General features: G+C 39.8%; 13 protein-coding genes and 1 pseudogene. 10 read left to right on the plus strand and 4 right to left on the minus strand.

Translation table 11 applies throughout. The features are described 5' to 3' along the window. Nucleotides 1-121 precede the first annotated feature (121 nt). From QYB97_RS17920 to QYB97_RS17940, 5 genes and pseudogenes are all read left to right on the plus strand, one after another. Nucleotides 122-1,249: a sensor histidine kinase gene (locus QYB97_RS17920; protein WP_301167387.1), complete on the plus strand. Its 1,128-nt coding sequence runs from the start codon at nucleotides 122-124 to the stop codon at nucleotides 1,247-1,249. Beyond that, nucleotides 1,246-1,845 (plus strand): response regulator transcription factor, encoded by a 600-nt coding sequence (locus tag QYB97_RS17925; RefSeq protein ID WP_301167388.1) that lies wholly within the window; start codon nucleotides 1,246-1,248, stop codon nucleotides 1,843-1,845. Before QYB97_RS17920 ends, QYB97_RS17925 begins: the two co-directional genes overlap by 4 nt. Before the next feature lie 83 nt (nucleotides 1,846-1,928). Continuing rightward, on the plus strand, nucleotides 1,929-2,117 hold the full coding sequence (locus QYB97_RS17930; protein WP_301167389.1) for a PspC domain-containing protein: 189 nt from the start codon (nucleotides 1,929-1,931) through the stop codon (nucleotides 2,115-2,117). An 80-nt stretch (nucleotides 2,118-2,197) separates the two neighbouring features. Continuing rightward, nucleotides 2,198-2,341 (plus strand): annotated as a pseudogene (locus QYB97_RS17935) (GNAT family N-acetyltransferase); the annotation flags it as partial. A 23-nt stretch (nucleotides 2,342-2,364) separates the two neighbouring features. Further along, the gene (locus QYB97_RS17940) at nucleotides 2,365-2,970 is read left to right on the plus strand and encodes an FMN-binding negative transcriptional regulator (protein ID WP_301167390.1); all 606 of its coding nucleotides are present in this window, start codon (nucleotides 2,365-2,367) and stop codon (nucleotides 2,968-2,970) included. A gap of 11 nt (nucleotides 2,971-2,981) precedes the next feature. Here QYB97_RS17940 and QYB97_RS17945 read toward each other — a convergent pair whose 3' ends face one another. Further along, entirely contained in the window at nucleotides 2,982-4,400 is a 1,419-nt protein-coding gene (locus QYB97_RS17945; RefSeq protein WP_301167406.1) for a PQQ-dependent sugar dehydrogenase, read from the minus strand. Between the two features lie 346 nt (nucleotides 4,401-4,746). On the opposite strand from QYB97_RS17945, the gene QYB97_RS17950 reads away from it, so the two are divergent. Together QYB97_RS17950 and QYB97_RS17955 are read left to right on the plus strand one after the other, a co-directional pair. After that, the gene (locus QYB97_RS17950) at nucleotides 4,747-5,895 is read left to right on the plus strand and encodes a hypothetical protein (RefSeq protein WP_301167391.1); all 1,149 of its coding nucleotides are present in this window, start codon (nucleotides 4,747-4,749) and stop codon (nucleotides 5,893-5,895) included. A gap of 292 nt (nucleotides 5,896-6,187) precedes the next feature. Continuing rightward, on the plus strand, nucleotides 6,188-7,537 hold the full coding sequence (locus tag QYB97_RS17955) for a DJ-1/PfpI family protein (RefSeq protein WP_301167392.1): 1,350 nt from the start codon (nucleotides 6,188-6,190) through the stop codon (nucleotides 7,535-7,537). A gap of 167 nt (nucleotides 7,538-7,704) precedes the next feature. Here QYB97_RS17955 and QYB97_RS17960 read toward each other — a convergent pair whose 3' ends face one another. The 3 genes from QYB97_RS17960 to QYB97_RS17970 all read right to left on the minus strand — a co-directional run bounded on the left by QYB97_RS17960 (nucleotide 7,705) and on the right by QYB97_RS17970 (nucleotide 9,596). Continuing rightward, a complete protein-coding gene (locus tag QYB97_RS17960; RefSeq protein ID WP_301167393.1) occupies nucleotides 7,705-8,175 on the minus strand; it encodes a hypothetical protein in 471 nt (156 codons plus the stop codon). A gap of 25 nt (nucleotides 8,176-8,200) precedes the next feature. Continuing rightward, complete coding sequence (locus QYB97_RS17965; RefSeq protein WP_301167394.1) at nucleotides 8,201-8,644, minus strand: VOC family protein; 444 nt, start codon at nucleotides 8,642-8,644, stop codon at nucleotides 8,201-8,203. Nucleotides 8,645-8,774: 130 nt separating this feature from the next. Further along, nucleotides 8,775-9,596 carry a DUF6597 domain-containing transcriptional factor gene (locus tag QYB97_RS17970; RefSeq protein WP_356948193.1) on the minus strand — a complete coding sequence of 274 codons (822 nt, stop codon included), beginning with the start codon at nucleotides 9,594-9,596 and terminating at the stop codon, nucleotides 8,775-8,777. 1,099 nt (nucleotides 9,597-10,695) lie between these two features. On the opposite strand from QYB97_RS17970, the gene QYB97_RS17975 reads away from it, so the two are divergent. The 3 genes from QYB97_RS17975 (at nucleotide 10,696) to QYB97_RS17985 (ending at nucleotide 12,450) form a co-directional block, all read left to right on the plus strand. Next, on the plus strand, nucleotides 10,696-11,196 hold the full coding sequence (locus QYB97_RS17975) for a MerR family transcriptional regulator (RefSeq protein WP_301167396.1): 501 nt from the start codon (nucleotides 10,696-10,698) through the stop codon (nucleotides 11,194-11,196). 15 nt (nucleotides 11,197-11,211) lie between these two features. Beyond that, nucleotides 11,212-11,670, plus strand: coding sequence for an SRPBCC family protein (locus QYB97_RS17980; protein ID WP_301167407.1), 459 nt, complete (start codon nucleotides 11,212-11,214; stop codon nucleotides 11,668-11,670). Nucleotides 11,671-11,781: 111 nt separating this feature from the next. Beyond that, nucleotides 11,782-12,450: a Type 1 glutamine amidotransferase-like domain-containing protein gene (locus tag QYB97_RS17985; RefSeq protein WP_301167408.1), complete on the plus strand. Its 669-nt coding sequence runs from the start codon at nucleotides 11,782-11,784 to the stop codon at nucleotides 12,448-12,450. Nucleotides 12,451-13,095: the final 645 nt, after the last annotated feature.

A 13,095-nucleotide genomic window follows, 5' to 3' on the forward strand; every position in this document is an offset into this window, starting at 1 on the left:
GGCTCATAACATACAAAGTCCTGAAAACATGGTTCAATCCATGTCTTCAGGACCTTCTGTTTTGAAAAGCCATTGTGATACAATTATGTTAGATATTTAACACCGCAAAAGAGGTTTCAATATGAAAAAGATCTATAAGCTGTTTCAAAGGAATACTGGAATTTCTCCGTATGTTTGGAGCGTTTTTAGTATTTTGCCATTTTATTTTGTATTCCAGTCATCTTCCACGAAAGCCATTGTGGTGGGTATTTTACTGACCATTTTATTCTTTATCTGTTACCGTTTTGCTTTCATTTCAAAAGGATGGCCAGTATACGCCTGGGCATGCATTCTGATTGCCATATCCATAACGATGACAAGCCTTTACAACTATATTTATTTTGCATTTTTTATCGCGTATTTTATCGGTAATATAAAAGAATGGATTCCTTTTATTTCCTTATACATTATACATCTTGTCAGCATGACCATCTCTTTTAATTTCAATATTGTTTTTCAAGATGATCAGTTCCTAAAACAACTGCCATTTATCATTATCATTTGGATCAGTATCATCCTGATGCCATTCAGCTTATATAACCGAAAAAAGCGAGAACAGCTTGAAGAACAATTGCAGGATGCAAACTCCGTACTCGTAAAGCAGCAGGAGCGACAGCGGATTGCCCGTGATCTGCACGATACGTTAGGACAAAAACTTTCATTGATTGGATTAAAAAGCGACTTGGCTAAAAAGTTAATTGAAAAAGACCCTGAGGAGGCTCATTCTCAGTTGGATGATGTCCAGCAAACCGCCAGAACAGCATTGAATGAAGTTCGGAAAATGGTGTCTCAAATGCGGGGCATCCGATTAGAAGAGGAACTCGTCAATGTGAAACAAATACTTAAAGCAGCTCAAATTGAATATATAGGCGATCAAAAAATAAATGTGGCTAATGTTTCCCTTCTGATAGAAAACATTCTGAGCATGTGTTTAAAAGAAGCGGTAACCAATGTTGTAAAACACAGCAACGCAACCACCTGCCATATCATCTTCGAGCAATCATCAAACGAAGTTATCATTTCTGTGAAGGATAACGGAAGAGGCATTAAAGTAAATGAAGAAATAACAAAAGGTCACGGATTATTGGGAATAAAAGAACGGCTTGAATTTGTTAACGGACGTCTGGAAATCTTTTCAGAGGAAGGGACTACGTTGATGATACGTGTGCCGAATGTCATAAAAACCGCTGAAAAGGAGGGGGCCAAATGATTCGGATCGTCATTGCGGAAGATCAGCAAATGATGTTGGGGGCACTGGGTCTGCTGCTTAATTTAGAAGAGGACATGGAAGTTGTGGGAAAGGCCAGTGATGGAGAAAAAGCGGTTTCGCTTGTTCATCAGCATCAGCCGGACATTTGTATTATGGATATTGAAATGCCAGTGAAAACCGGACTTGAAGCGGCGGAAGAACTAAGAAATTCAGATGCCAAAGTGATTATATTAACGACATTTGCCCGTACAGGATATTTCCAGCGGGCTATGAAGGCGGGTGTCCGGGGATATTTACTGAAAGACAGCCCCAGTGAAGAATTGGCAAGTTCCATCCGCAGTGTGATGGCAGGCAGGCGCGTATATGCTCCAGAACTCGTAGACGATGCCTACAGCGAGGAGAACCCGCTGACTGACCGTGAAAAAGAGGTCTTGACCCTCATTGCCGATGGGAAAAATACAAAGGAAATCGCCAATCAGCTTTCGATCAAAGCTGGAACGGTGAGAAACTATATTTCAACAATACTAGAAAAACTCGAAGTCACCAATCGGATTGAAGCGATTACCCGTTTTCAGGAAAAAGGCTGGTTTAAGTAAGTGTTCCTTTAGGCCGATTAGGTTTATGTATAAAAAGTCAGGGAATATTAACTATTAACTTTTTATATGAAAGGAAACCTATGATGAAATTTGAACGATCACGTACAAATAATATGGTCTCAGGAATAATTGGCGGGCTTTCACAAAATATCGGCTTAAATGCAACGATCTTACGTATTTTATTTTTAATCCTATTAATATTTACTGGATTTTTTCCAATGGGGTTAATTTATATTGTATTAACATTCGTGATTCCTAAAGAAAAGTATTAATTTTCTGGTGAATGTAACTGAAAATCCATCACGTGTTTCAGCTTGTAGACAAAATTTCATGTCTTCAAGCTTTTTTAATGTCACTTTTGCTGGGTGTATGGGAAAAGAATGAAAATGCCATCGCATTTTATAAGAAAGCAGGATTTGTCCAAAGAGGTGCGCATTCCTTTTACATGGGGGATGAAGAACAAACGGACCTTATCTTGACCAAACCACTCAACTAACTGTATAGGAAAGGAAGGATGTTATGTATATCCCTAAATCCTTTAACATTGATGATGAAGAAGTCATTTATGATGTGATCGAGCAAAATGGTTTTGCCACGTTATTTTCTCAGCATAAAGGAGAACCGTATGCGACGCATCTTCCTCTGATGTTTAACCAATCTGAAAATGCAATATACGGCCATTTTGCACGACAGAATGAACAATGGAAGGATACCGAAGACCAACAGGTCCTTGCTGTTTTTCAGGGCCCTCACTGTTATATTTCACCTTCATGGTATGAGACAAATAAAGCGGTACCCACCTGGAATTATGTTTCTGTCCATGTGTATGGAGTGTTAAAGGTTGTCGAGGACAAAAACATAATAGCAGATTCGCTGAACGATCTGGTCAATAAATATGAACATCCTGATAGTTCATACCATTTAAATGACGTGGAACCCGATTTTATCGAAGGGATGACTAAAGGAATTGTCCCGTTCAGAATAAAGGTTACTAAAATAGAAGCAAAAGCGAAATTAAGTCAGAATCATCCAGTGGAGCGGCAGAAGTTAGTGATTCAACAGCTGGAAAACTCATCTCAAGAAGATAATAGACAAATAGCAGCTTTAATGAGAAAAAACCTCTAATGTTATTTTAGTTATGGAATAACTTCAAAAATAGTACCTTTATTTAAATCAGTGACTTTCATGGAACCGTACACTCCTAAATATAGTCTGGTTTGAGCGAGATTCGTTCCTAAGCTCATATAAAGTGCAGATTGGGAACCGAAATTATAATTGGTTTCAATAACTCCGAAATCACTAGGGCTACCATCGGTTCTTGCCCTGGTATAGGCCAGAACACCTCTGACCGGTTGAGACTCTTGCCGGGCAGCATCGGTAAATACAACGCTTCCTGATAAATCAGGGATGCTATTCCCGAGATATGGCTGGACTCCTGTAAGAGCAGTACCGCCAAACTTATTTGGACGGACATCTTTATGATAATAACTTGTCAAAGGTTCAAGCCGTTTTACCGAAGTTTCTATGGCCTCACTGTGGTAAGCGATGACTTTCTCATCTATAGCAGAGTTTGCAGAGCAGCCTTTTTTAATCATAGTAGGAAAAGAACCTTCCCAGCCACGCCAGCCAAAATTGATAAATCCTTCTTGGTCTGTTGCGGATATCATGGAGGAAGCGTGCTGTACAAGCTGGGTAACTGGTACTGGTTTATAATGAACGAATGAAAAAACGGACTCTGCAAGGTCCTGTCCCACATTACCCGTATATTTGATGAAGTGATTATGAAACCTTTGAAATGATATGCCTGTGATATTGCGGACTCCTTTTGCAATTACAGTTAGTGTCTCCTGAATAGGAACGGGAAGCTCATTAAAACGTGTAACAACAGGCGGATTATTGATAAAGGTATTCTTAACCACATCAATTTCAATTATTTTGCCCGCAATTTCCATATCATCCTGACTTAAATTAAAATGATCAAAGCCCGCCCCGCCATCACCTGTTGTTAAAATAAGCCTTCCGCTTTCAGGCGAAAAGTTTAAGCTGTTTACTCCATTGTGATTGAAAAAGGGTCTTCTTAAATTAAGTAATGTTCGCCGTTTTTGGGGCCGGCCATTTGATTGTAATATCCATTCTTCCACTGTATCGATATGATCATATTTCGTTTCTCGATTGGTCCACTTTAAGTTTAACGTGTTGGGATCACATGGATCAGGCTTGAATTGTTTGGAAAGAGCACCCGGGCCTTGTGTTCCAGCCATTGAATAATGAAGATAAAAGAGACCGTTATAATAAAGGTTCGGATGGAACGCCATCCCCAGTAATCCACGTTCATCATACCCGCCTCGAGAAACACCAGGTTCAAAAGTACCCAGTTTTATAATATCTGGGCGAATATCCAAAAAAGTCTTTATGACTCCATCTCCTATGTAAAAGATTTCTCCGACTTGGGTTGCAATAAATAATCTTTCAACGGAGTCACCCGGCAGTATAGTTGTTTTTAAAACAGTTGGTAAATTGATATTACCAACAAGGGGCGATAGCCGAACCTTCATTGTTCGCAACTACGTTACACTCCTTCTTGTGCTTTTTGTAAAACATATGATTAGAACCGTTTTGTTAGTATCAATTTCTGAAGGGTCTGGCAGGGATATGAACGGGACGAAATCAATTGCTTGGAGAATTAATCTATTATTTAAGACCACGACGTAAACTTCTGTCATCTGCTCCGCGTAAGGAGAAAAACTATTTACAAATACCTTTATCTGATAAATCCTCTGTTCTAATGCCTCTTATTATTACAATCATTTCAAAGTCAGTTATTAAGCAAAGCTCTTAATAAAAAAAATACATATGGACATTCTATAGGCAGGAATACAAATCACTTTATAGGAGGATCAAATGGTCGATATTTGCCGTGAAAAACCAAAAGATGCTATACAAATTAATGCTAAAAAATGCCGCGTAGTTAATCTGTGTATGTATATCACTCCGACTTCAACCTATTTCCATAATCCTCATCAAAAAGAAGAGATTTGCAAAATCGTTCAGGAAGCATCCACTATTTGGTGCGATGCAGAGATTGTTTTTAATGTTAACAGAATTGACGAGCTTCAACATGTCAGAACTGATCCGCCATTTGAAAAACTAAGAGCTGAAGATATAACCTGTAATGCAGACATTGGTGAACGTCTTGTTAATTTGTTTAATACACGGCCAGGCTGTGATGATCTCACAATTGCTGTTTATTGGATCGGTGGAAATGCTTTTCAAGACGGTAGTACAGGATGTCATCATTTTTCATTTTCTACACCGAAAGAACACCTGCAGCATTCCATAGTACTTACAGACAACGCCAATGGAAAGGTGTTTGCACATGAGTTGGGTCATGCTCTTTTTGTGAGAGAGAAAACACCTGGCGATTTTTTTAATGATGACCCAGGACCAGGCACAGATCCAAATGATCCTATCCACAATAAGAATTCTGATAACTTAATGAATCATATAGCAGGCACGCAAACAACGGACGATCAGCGGAAAGTTGCCAAAAACAGTAAACTTGTCGTACAAGAATTTTGTGATGTCAGCTTTATACCTCTTTTCCCCAAACGGTTTGAAGTTGAAATATTAAGTATGGGGGTTCATGAAGTGGATGACGGTCTTGATCCTGATGACGATCTTGAATTGAGATGGAATTTTAATATTAATGGAACTGTTTTAACATGGGAGCATCACCAAATTGAGGACGGACCTGTTCCCTATCACATTGGGGTCAGAACGGTAGTATCTGTAGATAAAGAGACAGATGTAATCACGATAGGGATGTCTGGAGTAGAATTTGATGAAGATGAAAACGATGCTTTGCCCACCTTCTCAGCAACTTTTGATAAAACAACTAACTGGGGGACAAATATTCCTACTCCACCGGTTGTTTTAAGCACCTCAATTTTAGAAAATGACGAAATCAAATGTGAGATATTCTTCAAAATCACTTCAGTTGCTTCTGCTGAAAAAGCCATACCTGGTTTTTGTCAAACAGCGCTGGTATAAAAGGTGACTGATACTGATTAATACAACAAAGGAAAGCCTTCCACAAACAAGGGTGGGGGCTTTCCTTTCTATATGTAATGCAGAGAAAATGATGCAGTCGTGTCCTGTTTCTTTTTTATAATAACTTCTTCGTACGGATTAGACATTTCAATCATTGTACAGCAATCAGCATTTCCCATCCCACCCATTAAAATCATGAAGTATCTCATGATGATGTAGTGAATTTATACAGTAGGGGGCAGATAGAGAAGAACATACAATAAGGGCAAATATAAAAAAAGGAGACCCCACGATGAAAAGAGCCCTAAGAATTTTTATGTATGTGATGATAGTAATTGTGCCTTTTCTTTTAACAGGCTTGTCTGGTGCGGCCGATTACGCGGGTATGATGTTTGGAGGGGGTAAGCAGGACGGCAACTACCACATAAAGCCTCCTGCCTACGATCGTTCCAAACCGACTGTTGTAATCCTGCTTGGCAGCGGGACGACTGAGGTGATTGATTTCCTGGCTCCATATGAATTATTCTCAGCTACCAAATCATTTAATGTGTTTGCTGCTGCTCCTACAACAGATGTAACACATTTAAGCGGATCTTTGGATGTCTTGCCGCATTATTCATTTAAGCAATTAGATAAACTGCTCGGGAAAAGTCCCGATGTGATCGTCGTCCCTTATATTTTTAAAATGAAAAGTGAGAAATACAAGCCGGTAAAAAGCTATCTGCGCAAGCATGCAGCAAAGGCATCTTCTATTTTATCCATCTGCGGAGGTGCAGTGAACCTTGCAGACGCCGGGCTGCTGGAAGGCAAGACCGCCGCAACTCACTGGAGCCGAATTGGGCGGGAAATAAAAAACTATCCGGAAGTAAAGTGGGTCCGGGATCAGAGGTTTGTAGAGGATGGTAGAATCATCTCATCCGCTGGATTAACTTCCGGGATTGATGCCTCCCTTTATTTAATCACGAAGCTTGCTGGCCATGAAAAAGCAGCACTTGCAGCGGATTCCATTCATTATTCCGGTTCCCATTTCCTAAAGAATCCATCCATCAAACCCCATTATCCTGGAATTGAAGATGCTCCTTACTATTTTAATATCGCTTTTAATCTCAATAAACCTAAAACAGGGGTCCTATTGTACAACGGCATTGGAGAAACCTCTCTTGCTTCAATATTCGATACTTTTCCAGCAGCAGCAGCCATAAAAACATACGCTGTTTCTTCCTCTAAAAAACCTGTCCAGACAAAGCATAACCTGTACGTGCTTCCTCGCTATGTATTCGAGAATGTTCCAGAGATGAATCGTGTTTACGCTCCGGGAACCGATGCCAGAGTTCAGGCGAAATCAGAAGCACAAAAGTGGTCAACTATCCATCCCCATTCAAAAATAACCTATTTGCATGCCGACCAGCCGGATCGTTTCGTTCTTGAACCTCCATTGGAGGAGCTTGCGGGCAGAACAAATCTTCCTACTGCAGATTATGCAGTGAAGCGTCTGGAGTACCGGGAAAATAACTTGAGTCTGAAAGGAAGCCCATTCATGATGCATGCAGCTGTGCCGCCGATTTTGCTACTCTTGGGCAGCGCCATTATTATTTTAATTCTGGAGGCGCGCAGAAAGAAGAAGATCAAAATAACAGCTTAAAGGAAACGATTATACTGTGTTTCTCTTCCTCTATAAACGTTCATAGAAATGAAACAAAAACTGAAATATATGCAGGCTCGCTAGAAGACGATAGACAGCGAACCTGTGTAGAGGAGAGGTGGTTTAAAAGACATGAATGAAATGTCGGAGAATACGGTTTTAGAACGCTAATTGCTTGCTCCCTGTGTATTGATCCGAGTCATAGTCGATTCGTAACCTCCTCCAGGATAAACCCAACAGCCTGAATTCGTACTGCCATCCTCACTCCAGATACCTTTATAGTAAGCGGGTGAGCCTTTTTCACCGCCCCAGATGGTTAATGAGTTCTCATCGACCTCATACGTGTAATCAAATGTACTGCCGTGATTGTCGTATATTCTCGATTTCAAATGCTCACTCGGTGATTCTGCAAAAAATTTTTTTGTATATCCAATGATCTCTATCCCTTTATTCTTACGTCCATTATGGATGAGGTCGAAACGCTGAATGAGAAAGAAACCTCCATCCATCCACTCGTAGGAGACTTCCCCGGCAATTTCCGGGCCAGTAATTTTCCAACGGCCAACCAGTCTCTCAAGACATTCGAGACCAGGATACGGGTATGGCTGTTGTGACTCTCCAGCATCTTTCTTTTTCAAATGAATCCCTCCAATACATTCAGTGCTACACGTTTTCCTCAAATGGTACATCCTTTTTATGTGTGGCAATCCACCAAATGTGTCCAAATGGATCCGTTACTCCACCTCGTCGATCGCCATCGGAATGATTTTCTACCCTCATTAATTCCTTTGCACCTGCATCAATAGCTTGCGAAAAAAGAGCATCCGCGTCTTCAACGTAAAGATAAATATGCATCGCAGTGCCTCCAAGAGCTTCCGGGCTCTTCATCATCTGGTATTCCGGAAATTCATCCACAATCATAATTGGTGAATCTCCAATCTCGATCTCTGCATGACGTACCTTACCACTTTCATCTGATATACGCATCAGTTCAGTCGCTCCAAATGCTTTTTTATAAAATTGTATAGCATTGGCTGCATCCCTGATAATCATGTACGGTGACACAGTGTGATGTCCCTCCGGTATGTGTTTTGTTATAGGTGTCATAAATACTCCTCCAATGGATTAAAATTTTGGCTGCTTTGATCCCCAAAAAATTAGGTTGAATACAGGGGACGATCGCAACACATTTAGTTTAAGTCAGATGAGAAGGAGTGTATTGTAAAAAAATGACCTATCAGACAAGCGGAACATGATTGTTTTGTTTACCTTGCTGCAAGTGGTAGGTTGCTGGGGTAAATCCAGAAAAAGATCGAAAATCGTGTATGAAATGTGCCTGGTCATAATAGCCGCAGGTTAAAGCAATATCTGCCCAATCGACTCGCTCTTCACCTTTGATGAGACGAAGCACATGCTGAAAGCGCTGAATACGGCAATATTGTTTGGGTGTCAATCCCACTTCTTCCTTGAACACTTGAATAAATCGTCTTGAACTTAAACTGATTTGTTCCGTCACATTAGCAACCTTCCATTGATTAGCAGAAGGCTGGAATTTCCTTAGCGCGAATACAACAGCAGGGTGATGTAACACGGGTTGAATCATCCTATCCATTAAATAGCGCTCAAGAAGTTTAAATTTCTCAATTGGCGTTTCAACTTCTAAGAGCTGTTCTCGTATTTCATTCGCACTGGTCCCCCAAAGTACCTCTAACGAGATATGCTCATTACGCAATTCATTAGCTGGCAAGTTAAAAAATGGGAAAGCACCACCGGGCTTAAAGTGAACCCCCATGGATGACACCTGACATGCCGTGTCGATTACCGTGAAATTCGAATGCGGGCCGGAGATCAAGCTTCCACGTAAACTTTTGAACCGTTTATGATTCTTTTGGTTGTATACCTTAATCAAGTCTTCCCCGAGATTAATAATTAATTCCATAGCTCCATCCGGGAGTACACATTCCATTCTGTGAGGTGAGTGATAGCCTTTATATAGCCAAAAAAGATTTATATAAGCCGACAAGGGGGGAGGAGGATGGTATATAAGAAAAAGGGTCATGGTATACAATCCCTTCAAACGTTTTCGTTTTTTATGTCAAAAACAACTTTTTAACCTTTTCCCGAAAACACTTTGAAAATCACCAACTGTTAAGATGTTCCTTTTAAGTTAAGCTTGAGCCGTCATTAGTAGTGCTGATATATGAATGGGAAGAAGCATAAAAAAACACATTAACCATTTGTCCATTTTTGGATCATACATATTTAGTTATCCAACAAACGAATCGGGCCATTTAATGGAATAAGGGAAGGGATTTATGATAAATAATCGCTTATTAAATTCTCAAACAATACGCCCCACTTAAAATAAAAAAGTGAATATTCTTAAACAATAGGGCGCTTATTTGTAAGAAGATAGATGTATTCTTTATTGGGATAAAAGATTGAGTTAATCAGCTAATTTCGAAATATTTGGTATTAAGCAATCTTAGCAGTTTAATTGAATAAGACTGTCTAATTATCTTTAACAATTCACAACCGCTTTTCAAATGAAAATGAAAAGGGGTTGAATTTCTTTATTTTAGGTAAATGTTAAATGCCTTTATTTTATTAAAGCTCTTACCATTAAACAGTATCAACATTTCTATTAACATGATCAATAACCAAACGCTGATCCTTAGCAATATCACTCCGTCAAGCTTAAAGAAAGTGGCATATTCCGCTAAAACCTTTCGCATATCATGTAAATGTAACGAATGATTGTCTTTTAGATAAATCATTAATTCTTCTATACTCTCTATTTCAACTTCTTTTACTTCACCAATGCCACCAACATGAATGGTTCTATTTTCAATCTTGTGGTGTTCATCAATTTTCGATAGGAGGCTTTAACCAAAATGAGTCTTACTAGTTATCTGTGTCTAAACGGAAAAACAAAGGAACTTGACTCTTTGATTTCACCTTCACAATCGGATTGTGGAATTATTAAAATGAATTTATGTATCTAGGTTAAATAAAAAATGGTGTTCTATTGGGAAAGGGACTCCGATAAGATTTTTCCATACTTTTATCTCTTTTGAAAAAATTTTAACTTGACCCCTACGTCACGTAATGGTTTATATTTAAGCCACCGGTAATAAATAGTCGCGTGAAATGAGGGGATGATTATTGCAGGAAAAAAATATTGGAAAGTTGGGGAACTTGCCACATTAACAGGGTTAACCGTTCGCACATTACGGTATTATGATCAAATTGGTTTGTATTCTCCATCTGGATATTCTAACTCAGGATACAGATTGTATAACGAATCCGACCTATCACGTCTACAACAAATTCTAGCATTAAAGGAACTGGGTTTATCACTCGATGAAGTTAAATCCATTCTAGCTGATCACAATTACAGTGCATTCGAAATTGTATCGCTCCAAATTGATCGACTTAGAGAAAATATCAGAATTCAACATAAGCTTTTAAAAGAATTACAAAATGTATCGAGTCTGGTGGAAATGGAAGAGCCGTTGACGGTTGAGGATTTCACAAAATTATTAAGCTTGATGAAAAAGAATCATGAAAATTTTTTTACTGAACGACGATCAAGTATGGTACACCACTTCGACAGGCTAGACGACTTTCTCGACAAGTATTCAAATAAACCAAACTAAAAGGAGGAAAAAATGATGAACAAACGCTTTGCAACACATGACACTTTTGTCATTGAAAAGATTTATAATGCTTCACCTGAACAAGTGTTCACCGCCTGGTCAGATTCTGAAACCAAGGCAAAATGGTTTCAGAAGGCTGACGAATTCAACTTTCGAGTTGGCGGGCGTGAGTATAGTCAAGGTGGTCCCAAAGGGGGACCAGTCTTTACCTTTGATGCTTGCTATCAGGAGATTGTTTCGAATCAGCGTATCGTGTATTCCTATACGATGGATCTTGAAGAAACACGTATATCAGTATCCTTGACCACGGTGGAGTTTAGGCATGCAGAAGCTGGTACTCAGCTCATATATACCGAGCAAGGAGTCTTTCTCGACGGTCATGATACGGTAGCTCAGCGTGAACACGGCACGAGGGTCATTATGGACAAACTTGGCGAGTATCTACAGATAGAGTCAATTGTTGAGAAAAATTAATGACGAGCACTATGACCAGGTCTAACCGATAGTTGGGAAAATCAAAGGGTAACAGTCTTAGGGGTATAGAAAACCTTGACAGCACTACACAAAGAAAAGGGAGCTGATTTTATGAAATTTCTCCTCACATCTGCAGGCGTTAATAATAAAAGCATACACGACGCACTAGTAGATATGCTGGACAAGCCAATCGCCGATTCCACCGCACTGTGCATCCCCACAGCGATGTACGGAAACCCTTGGGGCGGACCAGGCGAGAAAATTTGGAAGTTCATCAGCGGGAATCCCGAGCACCCCATGGTTAATTTAGGCTGGAAGTCAGTGGGCGTGCTGGAGCTCACTGCGCTGCCAAGTATTGACAAAGATCACTGGGTGCCACTGGTACAGGAAACGGACGTCCTGTTGGTATCCGGCGGCGACGCTCTCTACCTAAGCCACTGGATGCGAGAATCTGGGCTGGCAGAGCTCTTACCATCTCTACGCGCAGTCTATGTGGGAATGAGCGCCGGGAGCATGGTGATGGCACCTAACATAGGAGAGATCTTCGTTGGCTGGACTCCACCCAACGGTGAGGATAAAGCACTTGGTTTTGTTGATTTTGCAATGTTTCCACACCTTGATCACGAGATGCTGCCGGATAATACCATGGCTGCCGCAGAGCGATGGGCTGCCGAGATACCCGGACCAGCGTATGCGATTGATGATGAAACCGCCATCAAAGTGATTGACGGAGCAGTCGAAGTTGTTTCCGAAGGGCATTGGAAGCTTTTTTCGTCTTGATATTACTACTCTGCTAAAAATATTCATTGTGCTGCAATTTAGAGAGAATAGTATAGGTTTCTTATTAATATATTGTAAAGGGTTTCACCTAACGGGTGCGTTGATCTAATAAGGATTAACGCCTTTTCTAATGGAACTTATTCAACAAACAAGCAGGATTGTTGAATAAGATAATTGATTGAATGAGGGGATAATCTTTATTATAAAAATTGACAATTGACATTAGTAATAGAGAAATTGCTGAGGAAGTATTAAACCTCCAAATCCCTTCTTATCAAGTAGAAGCAAATATAATAGGCTCTTATGGCATCCCATCATTAAAAGATACAGTTGATAATTTACAACGATGCGGAGAATCTTTCTATGGCTTTTATTCACAAGAAAATCTATGTGGAGCAATCATTCCCTGCTGTCTTTCAACGAAATCCAAAAGGCTCTAGGCAATTCCTTTTCTAAATTGTTTAGGATCTACAATTATCCGATGTATATCAATTTCTTCTTTTTCTATTTTTATTGATAGTTTTTTAAAGATATTTTATAGATTTTTAATGTGGCAATCATTCCCCTTGGTACAGACACCTAACAAGCCCAACCCGGCATACAGATAAGAGTACGGAAAAATCGCCGGGAGGTGTCTGAATGTCT

Origin of the sequence: Fictibacillus fluitans, from assembly GCF_030418125.1 — a bacterium.
GTDB lineage: Bacteria > Bacillota > Bacilli > Bacillales > Fictibacillaceae > Fictibacillus_C > Fictibacillus_C fluitans.

Coding starts and splice junctions, on each gene's coding strand:
- QYB97_RS17920 (WP_301167387.1), top strand. CDS start 122: ATGAAAAAGATCTATAAGCTGTTTCAAAGGAATACTGGAATTTCTCCG.
- QYB97_RS17925 (WP_301167388.1), top strand. CDS start 1,246: ATGATTCGGATCGTCATTGCGGAAGATCAGCAAATGATGTTGGGGGCA.
- QYB97_RS17930 (WP_301167389.1), top strand. CDS start 1,929: ATGAAATTTGAACGATCACGTACAAATAATATGGTCTCAGGAATAATT.
- QYB97_RS17940 (WP_301167390.1), top strand. CDS start 2,365: ATGTATATCCCTAAATCCTTTAACATTGATGATGAAGAAGTCATTTAT.
- QYB97_RS17945 (WP_301167406.1), bottom strand. CDS start 4,400: ATGAAGGTTCGGCTATCGCCCCTTGTTGGTAATATCAATTTACCAACT.
- QYB97_RS17950 (WP_301167391.1), top strand. CDS start 4,747: ATGGTCGATATTTGCCGTGAAAAACCAAAAGATGCTATACAAATTAAT.
- QYB97_RS17955 (WP_301167392.1), top strand. CDS start 6,188: ATGAAAAGAGCCCTAAGAATTTTTATGTATGTGATGATAGTAATTGTG.
- QYB97_RS17965 (WP_301167394.1), bottom strand. CDS start 8,644: ATGACACCTATAACAAAACACATACCGGAGGGACATCACACTGTGTCA.
- QYB97_RS17970 (WP_356948193.1), bottom strand. CDS start 9,596: ATGACCCTTTTTCTTATATACCATCCTCCTCCCCCCTTGTCGGCTTAT.
- QYB97_RS17975 (WP_301167396.1), top strand. CDS start 10,696: ATGATTATTGCAGGAAAAAAATATTGGAAAGTTGGGGAACTTGCCACA.
- QYB97_RS17980 (WP_301167407.1), top strand. CDS start 11,212: ATGAACAAACGCTTTGCAACACATGACACTTTTGTCATTGAAAAGATT.
- QYB97_RS17985 (WP_301167408.1), top strand. CDS start 11,782: ATGAAATTTCTCCTCACATCTGCAGGCGTTAATAATAAAAGCATACAC.